The following is a 16,232-nucleotide window of genomic DNA, read 5'->3' on the forward strand; positions in this document are numbered from 1 at the left end:
GGCCTGACGGTCCTCCGGGCTTGACAGACCTGACAGGCCTCACGGCGGAAGCTGAGCATGCGGATCCCGAACGCCCGGCCGGTGCTGCCATAGTGATCCCTGGTCCGAAAGATGTAACGAGCAACCAGGAAGCCCGTGGACACCAGCGAGAGCAGCAGCGAACCACAGACGGCGGCTGCGGACGAGGTGAAGCGGCCCCGGCGTGGCTGGCGCCGCTGGGCCATGGACACCCGCCCCCTGCGCCGGCCCGCCTACCGGCGCCTGTGGTCCTCGACGATCGTCACGGCCGTCGGCAGCCAGCTCACCGCCGTGGCCGTGCCCAAGCAGATCTACGACATCACCGGCTCCTCGGCCTGGGTCGGCGCCGCCAGCTTCGCCGGGCTGGTGCCCCTGATCGTGTTCGCGCTGTGGGGCGGGGCGATCGCTGACAGCGTGGACCGCCGCAAGCTGCTCCTGATCACCAACAGCGGCATAGCCGTGACCTCGGTCCTGTTCTGGCTGCAGGCCGTCACCGGGCTCGACTCGGTGGCCGCCTTGATGGTCCTGCTCGCCGTGCAGCAGGCGTTCTGGGGCCTGAACGCCCCGGCCCGTAACGCCTCCATCGCCCGGCTGGTCCCCGAGGAGGAACTCGCCGCCGCGAACGCCCTCGGCTCGACGGTCATGCAGACCGGCCAGGTGGTGGGCCCGCTGCTCGCCGGCGTCCTCATTCCCGTCATCGGCCTGCCCGAGCTCTACCTCATCGACGCCCTGGCCCTGTGCGTCACGGTGTGGGCGGTCTACCGGCTGCCCTCCCTGCCGCCTCTCGCCGGCACCGGGCCGCGCCGGGCGGGCGTGCGCGAGATCGCGGCCGGCTTCCGATACATCTCCCTGCACAAGGTGCTGCTGCTGTCCTTCCTCGCCGACATCATCGCGATGGTCTTCGGCATGCCCCGCGCCCTGTTCCCGCAGCTCGCCTCGCAGACGTACGCCCCCTACGGCGAGGGGCTCGCCCTCGGCCTGCTCTTCGCGGCGATCCCCATCGGCGCGGTGATCGGCGGACTGTTCTCCGGCACGTTCTCCCGGGCCCGCCGGCACGGCTGGATGGTCATCGGCGCGGTCGTCACCTGGGGCGCCGCCATCACCGGCTTCGGCCTCAGCGGCAGCCTGTGGCTCGCCGTGGTGTTCCTCGCCCTGGCCGGGGTCGCCGACATGATCTCCATGGTCTTTCGCGGGGCGATCCTGCTGTCCGCGGCCACCGACGAGATGCGCGGCCGTATGCAGGGCGTCTTCACGGTCGTGGTCGCGGGCGGCCCCCGCCTCGCCGACGTCCTGCACGGCTCGGCGGGCTCCGCCTTCGGCGCCCGTACGGCGGTCGCGGGCGGCGGGATCCTGGTGATGGCCGTCATGCTGAGCCTGGCCCTCGCGGTGCCGGCGCTGCGTCGCTACCGCGTCTGACGCCCTCCCTACAGGGCGCTCCGCCGGCCTGTCGTGTACTGCTCCATCAGCTTGCCCCGGGTCGTCTCCAGCCGGTGCGCGAGGATCTCGGCGACGGACCGCACCAGGATCATGCCGAGCTGCGGGTCCTCCTCGCACAGCCCCAGCACGGCGGCCGCGTCGAACTCGTGGGCGCGGACCGGGCTGAAGGCCTCCGCGCCGAAGTCCCACCGGTATGGCGGAAACAGCCAGGACCAGCCGAGCAGGTCGCCGGCGCCGAGCCCGGCGACGGTCACTCGCCGGTGGGCGGTGACCTGTTGGGTGAGGGAGACCGCGCCCGAGCGGATGACCCAGAAGCGGTCGGCCGTGCCGCCCGCCTCGAAGATCCGGGCGTCCTCCGGGAAGGAGACCTCCCGTGCGAGCGCCATCAGGCGCTGGCGTTGGGGTGACGGAAGGGCGGTGAGCAGTTTGATCGCTTTGGTCATGACGCGGGGCTCCTCGCCGGCGATGGATTCCGGTTTTTCCCTACGCCCATTTCAGCGGTTGCCGCCGCCCCGGGCACCTCGGCGTACGGAAGAACCGGGCGCGGGTCGTCGGGGGCCATGAGCGCCGCGGCGTGCGAGGGCATGAAAAAGCCCTGGCTGGACGGGGGAGGCCAGCCAGGGCAGTTCAATGGGTGGTGCAGGGAGGACCGATACGGTCGACTCCGTGGCCACTATGAATGAACCGTAAACCATTGGCGGGGGTTGCGCGAAACCAAATCCGGGTCGAGTGACCTGTTTCACTCAATCTTCACCTCGGAATCCACTCCGGCCTCTCCGAGTCCCGTGCCACGACTCTGATCGTCTCCAACTCGGCATCGGTGGCGTCCGGAAGGTTCATGCCCGCCTTCAGGCCGGTGAGCAGATACCGCAGCACGGGCTCCGTCAGCCGCTCACCGGGGAGGACGGCGGGAATCCCCGGCGGATACGGCGTGATCATCTCCGCCGCGACCCGGCCGGCGGCCTCGGACACCGGCACGGTCTCGGCGGGCCCGAAGAACGCGTCCCGGGGCAGACAGGTCTGCGCCATCCGCAGCTCGGACGGCGAGGGCACCTCGACTCGCGGGGCCGGACGAAAGTGCGGCGCGGCATCGGCCAGGTCCTTGAGCGCGGCGAGCAGTTGGCCCGCCGTCTCCCGGTCGTCGGCGTGGGTGATCTGCGCGCTGATACGACGGTGGTCCGCCAGGTGCATGTCGACGCTCCGGTGCTCCCGCAGCCAGTCCCCGGCCTGGTACCCGGTGATCCCGAGCGCGTCGACGTCGATGATGACGGGCAGCGGGTCCAGATCCTCCGCCCGCCCCGCGCCGCAGAAGTCGTCGCGGTCGTTGACGTGCATCCCGCCGATCCCCTCGACGGCGGCCCGCACCTCGGCGGCGAGATCCAGTGTGCCGCCCAGCAGCTCCCTGCCGTGCAGGGCCATCTGCCGCCGCCAGCCGTCGAGCCCCGCGTACAGCAGCACCGACGGGCTGGTGGTGCCCAGCAGGTCGGAGCGCATCTGCAACAGGTCCGCCGGGACCAGGTCCCCCTGCAGATGGAAAACCGAACCCTGCTCCAGACCGCTGCCCATCTTGTGAATGCTGGTCACGCAGATGTCGGCGCCCGCGTCCATGGCCCACGACGGCAGATCCGGGTGGAGGGCAGATGCGCGCCCCACGCCTCGTCCACGATCAGCGGGACCGAGCGGCGGTGACAGACCTCGGCGACCGCCCGCAGGTCCGCGCAGGTGCCGTACGGCGTCGGACTGGTGATGAGCGCGCCCTTCGCATCCGGATGGGCGTCGAACGCCGTCCGGAAGTCCGCGGCGGACGGCGGATGCGCCAGATGCCGCTCGGCGTCCCACCGGGGATCGACCCACACCGGCTCGATCCCGGACAGGATCAGCCCCGACACCACGGACTTGTGGGCGTCCCGCCCGATCAGCAGCTGCTCGTGCGGGCCCGCGACGGCCAGCATGGCCGCCTTCACGGACAGGGAGCTCCCGCACGTCGTGAAGAACGTGTGGTCGGCGTGCACGACATCGGCCATGAGCTGCTCGGCCCGCTCCAGCACCCGGCTCCGGGTCAGCCGGTCGTCCAGGCCGCCCGACGCCAGCACGTCACCGAGGAACACCGCGTCCCCGAGCACCTCCCGCACCGCGGGATCGGCGCCCCGGGCCTGCTTGTGACCCGGCGGCGTGAACGACATCCGGCCCTGGCGGTGATAGTCGACCAAGGCCTCCAGAACCGGTGCGCGGGTGTGGTCAGCAGTCATCGACGCCGGGTTCCCGGACCCGGGGCCCGTCAATCCGCGGCCCGGCCGTCACCCCTCCTCGGTGTGCTTGCCCGGCGTCAGGATCTCGTCCAGCACCCTGACCACGGCCTCGAACGCCACGGTCCGTACGGCCGCCTCATGGGCCCGCTCCGGGTCCGCCCGGCGCAGGTCGTCGCTGCGTGTCCGCCAGGTCTGTTCCTCCTCGGCCGCACAGGCCCGGGCGCGTTGCATGCGTCGCAGCAGTTCGTCTGAGTCCACCACATCGGTCATGGCATCCGCGTACCCGCTCCCGGCGCAAGGATGGCCCTGGTTCCCGCCCGGTACGAGATGTTTGCCACGCCGGGGAAGGGTCAGCCGAAGAGGAGAGACCTGCGGAAGCTCACGCAGCGTGACGCGGCGGCGGCTGCGGCGGGGGAGTTCCGGCCGTCATGGCCGCCGGGGTCTGGGAGGTGTCCGCGCGGCCGCGATCGCCGCGGTCGGCACCGTGCGGAGCTTCTCTCATTCAGCGAATCAGGGAGCTACAGGGATGTGCGAGGAGCACAGGACCGAATACGCCCTCGAACCGCCGTTCGTCGTGGACCGGCGCGGGCAGCCACGGCCGTGCAAACCGGCCGAGGCGCGCAGGGCGGTCGAACGGGCCGTGACCGAACGCTGCCGCGCCACCCACACCCCGTGCGACGCGGACGCCCTCTCCGACGCGCTGCTCGTCGCCTCGGAACTCACCACCAACGCGATCCTGCACGGCGGCGGCATCACCGACTTCCACGTCGACATCATCGGGCCGGGCGTCCGCGTGTCGGTGAGCGACCGCAGCGACCGACTGCCGGTGGTCGAACCGCCGGTGGACCGGTACGGCCGCCGACGCGTCGGCGGCCACGGCTGGCCGATCGTCTGCCGGCTGTCCCGCGACGTCCGGGTCACCGACCTGCCCGCGGGCGGGAAGTGCATCACCGCCCTGGTGCCCCTGTCCTGAAGACTTTTTCGGAACCGGAGTTTGCGCCCAGGGGGGCAGGGCAGATGCAGTTTCGTGCTTCGGACCGGAGGCGCGCCAGCGGGAGCGGTATGGCTGCTCCGGGGCCCTTCCAGGTCAGCCGGGCAGCGCCTTTCCCTCCCGCGGTAACCACCTGACACGACCGTTCAGGAGCGATTCCGCATGCTCATCGATACGTCGACAACTCGTCCCGGCACGCCCGTTCGGCAGACCGCTACCACCCGGCGTCGGCACGACGACGCCCCCGACACGACCGCCCTCTTCACCCGGCTGGCCGCCCTGGACGACGGCCCCGAGCGTGACGCACTTCGCGACGAACTCGTCTCCGCCTGGCTGCCCATGGCCCACCGGATCGCCGGCCGGTTCCGCGACCGCGGGGAGTCCATCGAGGACCTGCGGCAGGTGGCCGCCCTGGGCCTGGTGAAGGCGATCGACCGGTTCGAGCCGGAGCGGGGTGCCTTCGAGAGCTACGCCGTGCCGACCATCACCGGAGAGGTCAAGCGCCACTTCCGGGACCGGATGTGGGCGCTGAGGGTGCCCCGCAGGGTGCAGGAACTGCGCAACAAGGTGCGGGTGGCCCGCCGCGAACTGACCCAGAGCCCCGGCTCCACGGAGCCGTCGGCCGCCGACATCGCAGCCCACACGGGGCTGACCGAGGAGGAGGTCGCCGCGGGCATGGAGGCTCTCGAAAGCTTCAGCACCCTGTCACTGGACGCCGAGCTCTCCGCCGGCGACGACGGCTACAGCCTCGTCGACACACTCGGCTCGTCCGACGCCTCCTACGACGTCGTCGTCGACCGCGAGTCAGCCAAGGAGGGGCTGCGCCGACTGCCCGAACGTGAGCGCGCCATCCTCTACATGCGCTTCTTCGAGGACATGACCCAAAGCCGTATCGCCGACCGGCTCGGCATCTCCCAGATGCACGTCTCCCGGCTGATCAGCCGCAGTTGCGCCCGGGTGCGCGACGAGGTGCTGGGGCAGCGGGCGAACCGGTGCGGCCCCGGCGGCCGAGCGGTCTGAACGAGGCAGGAGCGAGACCGATGCTGAGGCCCCACCCGGCGTTCCTGCGCCGACTGGTCGAGCAGTACGAGTCACTGCGCGCCGAGGAGGCCGCGCGCGCCCCGGACACACCGAGCCCGCGCGCCCTCGACCTCGCCTACACGCTCTGCGTGGCGACCGGCACGCGTGACGTACGACTGGCGCTGGACACGGCACACCGCCTGCTGAGGGCGTCGCCGGAGTCCGGACCCGCGCCGCTGGCCGAGTGACGGGGCCCGAATGGCGATCTGCTGACGCGTCTGCACTGCTGCACCAGGCGTCTCGACGGCGCGACGCCAAACTGCCCGCGCCGTGGAACACCACCCCAGGGGCAGGGTGTGTCCGCCCGTGACCAGGGCATTCGGACTCCAGGAGGTCTACATGAACACGAGTGTCACGGCGCGAACCACCCGGACGGACGCACGTCGGGTCGCGAAGGGCTCCGCGGGCGAAGGGGCCGCCCGGGCGGGACTGACCGCGCGGGGCGTGATCTACCTGCTGGTCGGTGTCCTGGCGCTGCAGATCGCCTTCGGCGACGGCAAGCGCCAGGCCGACCGCGGCGGCGCCCTCGCGGAGCTCGCCGACAAACCGTTCGGCGCGGCACTGCTGTGGGCGCTCGGCATCGGCCTCGGCGGCATGGCCCTGTGGCGGCTGTCCGAGGCCCTCTTCGGCTCGGTCGGGCCGGACGGCCGTAAGGCGGGCAAACGACTGCTGTCGGCAGTGCGGTGCGCCTTCTACACCTTCGTCGCCTACTCCGTGCTCTCCTTCGCCGCCGGCTCCGGCGGCGGCGGATCCAGCGACGAGCAGTCCAAGGACGTCACCGCCCGGCTGCTGGAGGTCCCCGCCGGGCAGTGGTTCGCGGGCGTGGTCGGCGCCGGGATCGCAGTCGCCGGTGTGTGGATCGCCGCGCGGGCGCTGCTGCGCAAGTACCGCGACAAGCTCAGGCTCGGCCAGATGTCCCCGCGGACCAGGCGACTGGTCGACGTCACGGGCATGGGCGGCGGCGTGGCGCGCGGCGCGGTGTTCGCCGTGGCGGGGGGCTTCGCCGTGCGCGCCGCGGTCGACTACGAACCCGACAAGGCGAAGGGCCTCGACGACACCCTCCGCTCGTTCGCCGACACCCCGCTCGGACCGTGGCTGCTGGTCTGTGTGGCGGCCGGGCTCGTGCTCTTCGGCCTGTTCTCCTTCGCGATGGCCCGCTGGCGCCGGGTCTGAGACGCGGCACGGCGTTCCGGGGCCCGGCATCGCGTCTGAGACCCGGCACACGGGGAACACGAACCGGATGAACGAACCCGAGCTCCCGCCCGACGGCCGGCCCGTGGACGTCTACCTCGACCTGCTGCGTGTCCGCATGGACACGGAGGACTACCGCCTCCTGCTCAGCGTGGTCGAACCGGTCCTGCGGGCGATCGAGGAACAACGCCTGCCCGCACTCGACTTCGCCCTCGACGAGGCGCATGCCGAGGGGCTGCCCCAGGAGGTCCGCGACGAGGCCGCGCTGGTCATCGCCACCGCCGTCACGGGCCGACTGGACAACGAGGTGATCGAGCTGCACGTCGAGGACACCGGCCCGGTCCGGGTCGTCACCGACGCGGTCACCGCCTCCGACCCGGAACGCCTCGGCGAGATCGCCGACTACATCCGCGAACGACAGCGGATGAACGACGAACTGCGCGGCATCGCCGAGGTGAGCGACCTGCCGACGGACATCTGAGGCCGGTTCCCCGCCCTCACCGCCGGGGCGCCGGGCCGGGCATGCCCAGTGGCCGGGCCAGTCCCGCCACTGACTCGTCCAGACGCTGCAGGTGGCGCAGCACGCGGTCGGTGACACGGCCGTACCGTGGCGTGCCCGGGATGTCCGGCTCCAGGAGCGAGGCGATGCTCGGACCGGTCTCCAGGACCGCGCCGGCCTGCTCGTCGGCGACATGCGCGGCGACCGCCCCGATGTTGTGCGCGATGCGCCCGCCGGCCCGGCGCAGCCTCGGATCCGCCGCGATCGAGGGATGCGTGGGCAGCAGTTCGGCCGTCGCGGCCAGCGAACGCGCGTGGTACGCGCAGGTCTCCAGAAGCGCGACGACATAGCGGGCGGTGTCCCGGCGGGCCCGCAGCGGCGTGACCGGGTGGGTGAGCGGCTGGGTGGCGGCCCGCAGGTCAGCCAGCGCCTGGTCCAGGTCGCGCGCCTTGTCCAGCAGATCGACCGGCGGGCCGCCGCTGAGCTGGTCCACGGCCGCCTCGGTGACATCGCCGAGCCGGTCCAGGACGGTGACCAGCAGTTCGTTCGTACGACGGTCCGTGCGCACCGGCAGCACGAACGCCGCCGCGACGATTCCGCAGGCCGCGCCGAGCGCCGTCTCCGCCACCCGCAGCATCAGCACCGAGGCGCTGTAGGTGTGCAGCAGGGTGTAGAGCACGCCCAGCGCCGCGGTGACGAAGAAGGACATCAGGGTGTACGACAGGGGCGCGGTGTAGAACATCGCGAACACGCACAGCAGCACCAGTGCGAACGCCGTCCAGGTGTGCTGCCCGACCAGCCCCGCCAGCACGATGCCGGCCACGACCCCGAACACGGTGCCGAGCAGCCGCCGGTAGCCCTTGACCAGGATCTCGCCCGTGGACGCGGTGTTGAGGAACACGATCCAGCAGGTCAGCACCGCCCAGTACCAGCGGTGGCTGGAGAGGAACTCCCCGCCGACGATGGCCAGCGAGGAGCCCACGGCGACCTGTACCGCGGCCCGGGTGGTCGGTCGCCGCAGCCCGGTGAGCTGCTCCTCGTCGCCGGTGTCGGCCTCGCCGGCGTCGATGGCGGCGTCCTCGGCGTCCAGCTCCTCACGCGAACGGGCCGTCGCCGGGGTGTCGTCCGAGTCGTCCTGGGGGCCGTCCAGCGCGATCCGCAGGCCCAGCACCGCTCGGGCGGCCTCGCCGATGCCCCGGAAGACGTCCTGGACGGCGGGCGAGGCGGGCGGCAGGTTCTCCTCGTCGCGGTACCCGAGGAGCCGGTTGCGCACATGGGCCAGGGCCGTGCCGGACTCCCCGGTGACGGGCCGCAGCACGAGCATGCGCAGCGCGTCCAGGTCGCGGCGCAAGGTGGCGGTCGCCTCGTCCCGTACGGGCAGCTGGCCTCCCGCCGGGACGGGGGCGCCGGGCAGATGCAGGGTCAGTGTGGTCGCCCGCTCGGCGCTGCGCGCGGTCAGCAGCAACAGGCCCAGCCGCTCGGCGGCGATCTCGGCGTCCGCGATACGGCGCTGCACGAGCCGCGCCGCCGCCTCGTCGGACGTGCCGTCCTCCAGCCGCCCCTGGATCATCATCGCCGTCTCGTTCAGGCGGGCCGTTCCGCTGCGCACGTCCTCCAGCGCCCTGTCCACCTCGTCCGGACCGGCGTCGAGCAGTTCGAGCTGCGCGGACACCAGTTGGGCCAGCCGCGCGCGGAAGGCCTCGCGCAGCCGCTGGAGGATCTGCGCGGGCGTCTCGGGAACGAGCACGAAGCGCACCAGCGCGCTGCTGAGGAAGGCGACGAGGAGAGCGCCGTACAACTCGGGCAGTCCGGAGACGGTGGCGCCGACGAACAGGGACAGGAAGTAGACCTGGAAGCCGATCAGGCCGAGGGTGGTGCCGCGGTCGCCGAACCGGCGCCCGTAGACGGCGCAGAAGATGAGGGTGACGAAGAAGAGGTCGCCGGCCACCACATGGGAGCTGAGGAGCGCGCCCAGCGTCACCGACGCCAGCGCCACCGGCAGCCCCAGGGCGAGCGTCACGGCCTGCTGGCCGCGCTGCTTCTCGCGGATGGCGAAGGTGGCGACCATGGCCGCCATGGCTCCCGCGACCAGATGCGTGACGTCGACCTCGAGGAAGTTGAGTACGGCCAGCGTGAGGGCGATGGCGCCCACGGTCCGCAGACCGGCGGTCAGTCTCAGCAGGCCCGGATCGGACGCGGCGACGCCGTCCCGCAGTCGTGCCCGCACCGACCGTCCCGCTTCCTTCACGCCGCCGTACTCACTCCCGTGTCACTTCATGATCTCCGCCATCAGCATGACACGGCGGGGTGGGGCTCACCGGTCCCGGGTCTCGGCCAGGGTGTGTGCCACCAAGGCGTTGGCGTGGCCGTGGCCGAGGCCGTGCTCGGTCTTCAGCCAGGTGACCAGCTCCATGTGCCGGGTCAGAGGCGAGGAGCGGATGAGCTCCTGCCACGCGGCGATCGGGCGGCCGTACTTCTTCTCGATCGAGGGGAAGTAGCTCGCGGGGCCCTTCACGGTCTCGGCCATGGCGGTGTCCTTTCGCTGTGACGTCGTGCTGTCCCTCCTGTGACCGCCGACCGGATGGAAAACGATCGGCGGTCCGGAGTGACCTACGTCACCTGCGCGCAGGTGTCACTGGTCCTGCCGCTCGGTCCCCTCGACGTGCGCCCGCACCTGTTCCGGCGTCAGGTACGAGTCCGTGTACTCGAAGTCCTTCAGCTTGGCGGGCTTGCGGGCCTGGAACCCGGTGCGGACGAAATCGTCGCCCGCGATCGCGTTCAGCACCCAGTTCGTCATCACGCGCGTCTTGGCGACGTTGGTGCGCAGCGCCGACCAGTGATAGCCGCGCGCCACCGCCTGGGCGGGCAGCCCGCGCAGTTCGATGCCGAGCGGTTTGGAGACGGCGTCCTTGCCGCCGAGGTCGACGACCAGACCGAGGTCCTTGTGGACGTACGGCTTCGTCGCCTGGCCGCGCAGCGTGGCGATGACGTTGTCGGCGACGTGCCTGCCCTGCCGCATGGCGTGCTGGGCCGTGGGCGGGCAGACCGCACTGTCCTCGCCCTTGGCCTCGTCGGGCACCGCGGCGGCGTCGCCGAGCGCGAACACCCCGTCGTGGCCGGGCAGGTTCATGTCGGCGGTGACCGCGAGCCGGCCCCGGACCGTCTCCTCGCCGAGGGTGGCGATGAGGGGGCTGGCGACCACACCGGCGGTCCAGATCAGGGTGCGGGTGGGGATCACCCGCCCGTCGGTGAACGTGACCTCCTCGGGCCCCGCCTTGGCGATGGAGACGCCGAGCGAGATCTCGATGCCCCGTCGGCGCAGGATCTCCGTGGCGCTGCGGCCCAGCTTGTCGCCCAGCTCCGGCATCAGCTTCGGGGCGATGTCGATCAGATGCCACTTGATCAGGCTCGGGTCCAGGCGGGGGTAGCGCTTGACCGCGGCGTGCGTGAGGCGTTGCAGACAGGCCGCGGTCTCGGTGCCGGCGTATCCGCCGCCGACCACCACGAACTGCAGCCGGGAGGCGCGCTCCGCCTCGTCCTGGCTGGCGTCGGCGAGGTCCAGCTGGGAGATGACGTGGTCACGGACGTAGGCGGCCTCCGCGAGGGTCTTCATGCCGAAGGCGTTGTCGGTGAGGCCGGGAATGTCGAAGGTGCGGGTGATGCTGCCGGGGGCCAGCACGATGTAGTCGTACGGTTCGTCGACGATCTCGTCGGTGATCGTGCGGATGACGCAGACCTTGGCCTTGAGGTCCACGCCGATCGCGCCGCCCGGAATGATCCGGGTGCGGTACTTCTTGCTGCGGCGCAGCGAGACGGCGATCGACTGCGGCGTCAGTACGCCGGAGGCGACCTGGGGCAGCAGCGGCAGGTAGAGCTGGTAGGCGAACGGCGTCACCAGCGTGACGTCGGCTTCGTCCGGGGAGAGTTTCCGCTCCAGACGGCGGACGCACTCCACGCCGGCGAAGCCTGCGCCAACCACCAGGATCCTGGGTCGTGTCACGGTGTTCATCCCTTTCTGCGGCTCCAGGCGGTCTGCCTCGAACGCCTTTCGCCTGCCCGTGGATCGCTGCTTCGCACCTCATCGATCCCACCGCGGTAGAGGCCGTTCCGCCGGCCGGGCGCGGCAGGCAGACGAACGCGTCGAGGACCACCATGCCCGTCCGGCCGCCGAAGCGCACCGGGGCGATTGTGAAGATCGTGGGACACAAGCCGTGGACGGGCCCTCAGGCGGCCAGATGACACAGCAGCAGGCACACGTCGTCGTCGCGTTCGGAGTCGCTCAGCAGGGGAGTGAGCAGCCGGTCGGCCGAACCGTCCAGGTCCGCCTCCAGCTCCGCGGAGCCGAACGACCCGAGCGCCCGGTTCAGGCGCTCGATGCCCGGGTCTATGCCCTGGGCGCGCCGCTCCACCAGTCCGTCCGTGTACAGCGCCAGCGTGGAGCCCGGCGCGAGCGGCGCGGTGTGGTCGTGGATCTCCTGCCGCAGTGGGATGCCGAGCATGGCGCCGGGTTTGGCGTCCAGTGTGCGCACCCGCCCGTCGGGGGTGCGCAGCACCGGCGGCGGATGGCCGGCGGCCGCCCAGGTGAGCGTCGGTTCGCCGGGACGGAAGCGGGCGATGACCGCGGTGGCGTACAGATCCGGTTGGAGATGGTGCAGGAACGTGTGCAGCTGGGTCAGCAGCCGGCCGGGGCTGCCGCAGTCCACGGCGTAGGCACGCAGCGCGGTGCGCAGCTGGCTCATCATCACGGCCGCGTGCAGACCGTGTCCGGTGACGTCGCCGATGACGGTGATCAGGCTGCCGTCGGGCTGTCGGAAGGCGTCGTACCAGTCGCCACCGATGTTCAGCCCGTGCGTGGCCGGCAGGTAGCGGGCGGCCAGGCTGAGGCCCGGCGTGGTGGGCAGGTCGGTGAGCAGGGCGCGCTGGAGGGTCTCGGCGATGTCCCGGTTGTGCTCGAAGCGCCGGGCGTTGTCTATGGCGATGCTGGCCCGTCTGGTGAGTTCGATCAGCATCACGGCGTCGTCCTGGTCCCACCGGTCGCCGGGCGGCGACAGCGTCAGCACGCCCAGCGGGGCACGCCGCGTCGGCAGCGGGATGCACAGCAGCGGGCGGGCCGGATCCAGCGCCGAGGGCGGCTGGTCGCTGACGCCGGGCAGGCCGCCCGGGTGGTCGGCGGCGTACTGCGGGCGCCCGGTGCGGGCCGCGAGCACGGCGGCGGCCGGGTGCGGGGCGGGCCGCTGCCGGTCGTCGTCGCCGTCGAACAGCCAGACGTCGACGCTGCGGGCGTACTCGGGCACCAGCAGCTCCGGCAGCCGGCGCACGATCTCGTCGTGGTTCAGGGACGCCGTCAGTACGGCACTGGCGTCCGCCAGGAACGTCAGCCTGCGGCGGGCGTTCTCCGCCTCCCTGCGTGCCTTGCGCTCCGCCGCGAACGCGTCGCGCTGGGCCCGCCCGGCGGCGTCCAGGTCGGCGTGCAGCGCCAGCACGCCCTGGTTGGTCTGGTGCAGCTCCTCCCGGTGGAAGGCGACCAGCTCCTCCTGCTCGCTGAGCCTGTCCAGAACCAGCGCGGTGTCCTCGTCGGCGCCCAGCAGGGCCTCGGCCAGGACCGCCGGGTCGTCCGCCACCGCGGCGCCGTGGGGCGCGTCGGCGGACTCGGGGCAGCGGACCGTCGTACGCCACGGCGGCTGCGCGGCGGTGGCACCCGTGCCGTGCCAGGGGGTCACCACCACGTGCAGGAGTCTCTCCTCGGAGGGCGCGGCCGTGGTTTCCAGGGTGAGCCGCCAGGTGCCGCCCTTGGTGAGGCACTGGCGCAGATGGGCGCTGAGCGCCGTGGTCAGGCGGGTGCGGTCGAGGGCGGACACGCCGCAGGCGGCGGCGAGGCGGGCGGTGGCGATCCGGGCCCGGGCCGCGTCGACGACGGTGGTGATCTGGAGGCTGCGGGTCATGGGACCTCCGCCGGAGTCGGGGCCAGTACCGCCACGGCCGTGTCGTCCCGCACCGGCCGCGCGGAGCTGCTCGCGTCGCGCAGCGTCACGGCGGCCACGACGGCCGGGTCGGCCGCGAGCAGTTCCGCGTCGGCCGGCGGTGTCCAGCGGCTGGGCAGGCCGTCGCTGTGCAGGATCAGCAGCCGGTCGGCCGCCCAGGGCATACGGTCCTCCCGCAGCGTCGCGTGCCGGTGGACGCCCACGATCCCCGGCCGGGACAGCAGGGAACGCCATCTGTCCCCGTCGCGCAGCCGGGCTCCTATGTTGCCGACGCCGGCGAACCGCAGCAGCCCGGCGCGGGTCTCCACCTGGGCGACGGCGACGGCCGCGCCGCGAGTGCCGCGCAGCGCCGTGTCGAGGTGCACCAGCGCCTCGGCGGGCGGGAGGTGGGCGGCACGGTGCAGGGCCTCGACGGCGGCCGTCGAGGCGCGGGCCGCGTCCGGGCCGTGCCCCAGCCCGTCGGCCAGCATCAGGGTCAGCCGGTCGCCGGAGCGGGCCCACGCCCAGGCGTCTCCCGAGTGATCCGCCCCGGCGAACGGCACGTTCACCCCGCCGGCCCGCACCGCGGCGAACGGCACGGCCTCCGTCGGGCGGGCGCCGACCCGGGCCAGCGCCACCGTGCCCCGGCCCGGCGCACTGTGCAGCCCGAAGTCGTCGGCTATCCGGCGACACGTGCCGAGGCCCGCTCCGAGGGAACGGGTGGTCGAGAAACCGTCGCGCACGGCGGCCGCGACGTCGGCGATGCCCGGACCGTGGTCGATCGCGGCGATCTGTACCAGCCGGGCCGCGCCGCCCGAGGGCGTGGGCGGGTCCACGACGTCGACGAGGATCCGGCCGCCTCCGGCGTGCTTGAGCAGGTTGGTGGCCAGCTCGGTCGCCACCAGGGCGGCGGCCGCCGTACGCGGCTCGTCGAGCCCTGCCGGGGCCGCCGCCCTCTCCGCGGCCACCCTCGCGTCCCGAACCCGGGTCGAGTCGTGGACCGGGATCTCCCACACGCGGGGCATCACAACCCCCCGCGCGGGCGCGGCGGCCGGGCCGCCCAGGAGACCACCGTGACCTTGGTACCGACCCCCGGAGTGCTGTCCACGGCGAACTCGTGCACCAGGCGGCGCGCACCGCCCAGGCCCATCCCCAGGCCGTCGCCGGAGGTGTAGCCGTCGCTCAGCGCCCGCTCCAGATCCGGGATGCCCGGCCCCTCGTCGGAGAACGTCAGCCGCAGCCCGGGCGCGTGCCCGTTGGTCACCTGCTCCGTCTTCAGCTGACCGCCCCCTCCGTGCACGAGGGTGTTGCGGGCCAGCTCGCTCGCGGCGGTGACCAGTTTTGTCTGCTCCACCAGGCCGAAACCGAGCAGACCGGCGGCCTGCCGGACGTGCTGGCGCACCCACACCAGGTCCCTGTCCGAACGAATCGGAAGGCAGGCGTCCACGCCCGCGGCGGTGGGCATCACCGGTTCTCCCGGCGCGGGCCGCCGGAGCGGGAGGCCGGATCGAGTCCGGCGAGCAGCTCCAGTGCCGCCTCCGTGCTGAGCGCCGTGCGCAGCCCCGGAAGCGTCAGCCCCAGCTCCACCAGCGTGATCGCGACCGCCGGTCGCATGCCGGCCACCACCGTGCGCGCGGCCAGCAGCGATGCCTGCGCCGCGATCTCGGCCAGCACCCGCCCGAGGAACGAGTCGACGATCTCGACACCGGAGACGTCGATGACCAGGCCGGTCACCCCGGTGTCGGCGATGGTCTCGCCGATGTCCTGTTGGAGCTGCTGCGTCATGCTGTCGTGCAGATCCCCCTGGAGGGTGACCAGGAGGACGTCGCCGAGCCGGAGGACCGGCACGTGCCCCGTGACGGGGCGGGAGTGATCGTGGTTCACCGTGGCCCCGCACCACCGGGCGTCGCGTTGATGATGTCGGCCCCCAACTCGTGCAGGGCGTACGCCAGGGCGTCGGCCAGGCTCGCCCGGGTGATCACCGTGCCCAGGTCGAGGCCCAGGTGGACGATGGTCTGCGCGATCGCCGGACGGATGCCGGAGACGACGCACTCCGCTCCCATCAGCCGGGCGGCCGCGACCGTCTTCATCAGGTGCTGGGCGACCAGGGAGTCGACCGTCGGCACACCGGTGATGTCGAGGATCGCGAACCGGGCGTGCTGGTCGACTACCGCCTCCAGCAGCGTCTCCATCACGACCTGGCTGCGGGCACTGTCGAGCGTCCCGATCAACGGGACGGCCACGATGCCGTCCCAGAGCTTGATGACCGGCGTGGCCACCTCCATCAGCTGCAGCCGCTGCCGCTCGATCAGAGCCTGCCCCTCGCTCAGCGCCGTCTCCATCACGACCAGCCGCAGCGTGCCCATCAGCACGGTCAGCGCCGTCGTGCAGTCCCGGACCCGCTCGGTCGGCTCCTCGGGGAGGTCGGCGACCAGCAGGTTCTCGACGGGCGGGCGCAGCGCGTCCACGTCGTTCGAGACCTGTGCGGTGGTGAAGCCGGCCCGGGAGCGGGCCGCGCCCATCCGCGACAACTGCTCGCGTACCACGGTGAATCCGGCGGCGTCGGGATCGTGGACCTGCCCCGTGTCGGCGACCTGGGCCAGCGCGTCCACGACGATCCGGCCCGCCTCCACCGCCTCGTCCCGCGAGACGGTGAACACCGTACGGAACAGCGGTTCGTCGGCCCACCGTGCGGCGATCTGCTCGGCGCGGCGGCGCAGGAAGTCCCCGACCTCCCGTGCCGGCGACGCGTGCTGCCCCACCGATTCGTGCTCCGGCACCTGTGCTTACTCCTAGCCCTGCTCGTC

16 protein-coding genes and 1 pseudogene are annotated in these 16,232 nt (G+C 72.4%); 6 read left to right on the forward strand and 11 right to left on the reverse strand.

Annotated elements, in window-relative coordinates:
• The first annotated feature begins 135 nt into the window (after positions 1-135).
• Complete coding sequence (locus ACFYO2_RS37555) at positions 136-1,434, forward strand: MFS transporter (RefSeq protein WP_388358575.1); 1,299 nt, start codon at positions 136-138, stop codon at positions 1,432-1,434.
• Between the two features lie 8 nt (positions 1,435-1,442).
• Here ACFYO2_RS37555 and ACFYO2_RS37560 read toward each other — a convergent pair whose 3' ends face one another.
• The 3 genes and pseudogenes from ACFYO2_RS37560 to ACFYO2_RS37570 all read right to left on the reverse strand — a co-directional run bounded on the left by ACFYO2_RS37560 (position 1,443) and on the right by ACFYO2_RS37570 (position 3,974).
• The gene (locus tag ACFYO2_RS37560) at positions 1,443-1,898 is read right to left on the reverse strand and encodes a cyclic nucleotide-binding domain-containing protein (RefSeq protein WP_388358578.1); all 456 of its coding nucleotides are present in this window, start codon (positions 1,896-1,898) and stop codon (positions 1,443-1,445) included.
• A 307-nt stretch (positions 1,899-2,205) separates the two neighbouring features.
• Positions 2,206-3,704 (reverse strand): annotated as a pseudogene (locus ACFYO2_RS37565) (aminotransferase class I/II-fold pyridoxal phosphate-dependent enzyme).
• 48 nt (positions 3,705-3,752) lie between these two features.
• Positions 3,753-3,974 (reverse strand): hypothetical protein, encoded by a 222-nt coding sequence (locus tag ACFYO2_RS37570; RefSeq protein WP_388358581.1) that lies wholly within the window; start codon positions 3,972-3,974, stop codon positions 3,753-3,755.
• 256 nt (positions 3,975-4,230) lie between these two features.
• On the opposite strand from ACFYO2_RS37570, the gene ACFYO2_RS37575 reads away from it, so the two are divergent.
• From ACFYO2_RS37575 to ACFYO2_RS37595, 5 genes are all read left to right on the forward strand, one after another.
• Positions 4,231-4,677, forward strand: a complete 447-nt coding sequence (locus tag ACFYO2_RS37575; protein WP_388358584.1) for an ATP-binding protein — start codon at positions 4,231-4,233, stop codon at positions 4,675-4,677.
• A gap of 180 nt (positions 4,678-4,857) precedes the next feature.
• Positions 4,858-5,715, forward strand: coding sequence for a SigB/SigF/SigG family RNA polymerase sigma factor (locus ACFYO2_RS37580; RefSeq protein WP_388358587.1), 858 nt, complete (start codon positions 4,858-4,860; stop codon positions 5,713-5,715).
• A gap of 20 nt (positions 5,716-5,735) precedes the next feature.
• Entirely contained in the window at positions 5,736-5,963 is a 228-nt protein-coding gene (locus tag ACFYO2_RS37585) for a DUF5133 domain-containing protein (protein WP_388358589.1), read from the forward strand.
• Positions 5,964-6,114: 151 nt separating this feature from the next.
• Positions 6,115-6,948, forward strand: a complete 834-nt coding sequence (locus ACFYO2_RS37590; RefSeq protein ID WP_388358592.1) for a DUF1206 domain-containing protein — start codon at positions 6,115-6,117, stop codon at positions 6,946-6,948.
• Between the two features lie 67 nt (positions 6,949-7,015).
• Positions 7,016-7,447, forward strand: coding sequence for a hypothetical protein (locus ACFYO2_RS37595; RefSeq protein ID WP_388358595.1), 432 nt, complete (start codon positions 7,016-7,018; stop codon positions 7,445-7,447).
• A gap of 16 nt (positions 7,448-7,463) precedes the next feature.
• Here the strand turns inward: ACFYO2_RS37595 and ACFYO2_RS37600 are convergent, their stop codons facing one another.
• The 8 genes from ACFYO2_RS37600 to ACFYO2_RS37635 all read right to left on the reverse strand — a co-directional run bounded on the left by ACFYO2_RS37600 (position 7,464) and on the right by ACFYO2_RS37635 (position 16,205).
• On the reverse strand, positions 7,464-9,713 hold the full coding sequence (locus ACFYO2_RS37600) for an FUSC family protein (protein WP_388358598.1): 2,250 nt from the start codon (positions 9,711-9,713) through the stop codon (positions 7,464-7,466).
• 66 nt (positions 9,714-9,779) lie between these two features.
• The gene (locus ACFYO2_RS37605; protein WP_388358601.1) at positions 9,780-9,992 is read right to left on the reverse strand and encodes a DUF4287 domain-containing protein; all 213 of its coding nucleotides are present in this window, start codon (positions 9,990-9,992) and stop codon (positions 9,780-9,782) included.
• 105 nt (positions 9,993-10,097) lie between these two features.
• Complete coding sequence (locus ACFYO2_RS37610; RefSeq protein WP_388358605.1) at positions 10,098-11,474, reverse strand: NAD(P)/FAD-dependent oxidoreductase; 1,377 nt, start codon at positions 11,472-11,474, stop codon at positions 10,098-10,100.
• A 214-nt stretch (positions 11,475-11,688) separates the two neighbouring features.
• Positions 11,689-13,407 carry a PP2C family protein-serine/threonine phosphatase gene (locus ACFYO2_RS37615; protein WP_388358608.1) on the reverse strand — a complete coding sequence of 573 codons (1,719 nt, stop codon included), beginning with the start codon at positions 13,405-13,407 and terminating at the stop codon, positions 11,689-11,691.
• The gene (locus tag ACFYO2_RS37620) at positions 13,404-14,450 is read right to left on the reverse strand and encodes a SpoIIE family protein phosphatase (RefSeq protein WP_388358611.1); all 1,047 of its coding nucleotides are present in this window, start codon (positions 14,448-14,450) and stop codon (positions 13,404-13,406) included. Before ACFYO2_RS37620 ends, ACFYO2_RS37615 begins: the two co-directional genes overlap by 4 nt.
• Complete coding sequence (locus ACFYO2_RS37625) at positions 14,450-14,890, reverse strand: anti-sigma regulatory factor (RefSeq protein ID WP_388358614.1); 441 nt, start codon at positions 14,888-14,890, stop codon at positions 14,450-14,452. Before ACFYO2_RS37625 ends, ACFYO2_RS37620 begins: the two co-directional genes overlap by 1 nt.
• The gene (locus tag ACFYO2_RS37630) at positions 14,890-15,309 is read right to left on the reverse strand and encodes an STAS domain-containing protein (RefSeq protein WP_388358616.1); all 420 of its coding nucleotides are present in this window, start codon (positions 15,307-15,309) and stop codon (positions 14,890-14,892) included. Before ACFYO2_RS37630 ends, ACFYO2_RS37625 begins: the two co-directional genes overlap by 1 nt.
• Positions 15,306-16,205, reverse strand: coding sequence for an STAS domain-containing protein (locus ACFYO2_RS37635; RefSeq protein ID WP_388358619.1), 900 nt, complete (start codon positions 16,203-16,205; stop codon positions 15,306-15,308). The genes ACFYO2_RS37630 and ACFYO2_RS37635 overlap by 4 nt, the downstream gene beginning before the upstream one ends.
• Positions 16,206-16,232: the final 27 nt, after the last annotated feature.

It is taken from the genome of Streptomyces sp. NPDC006602, from assembly GCF_042870385.1.
Lineage (GTDB): Bacteria > Actinomycetota > Actinomycetes > Streptomycetales > Streptomycetaceae > Streptomyces.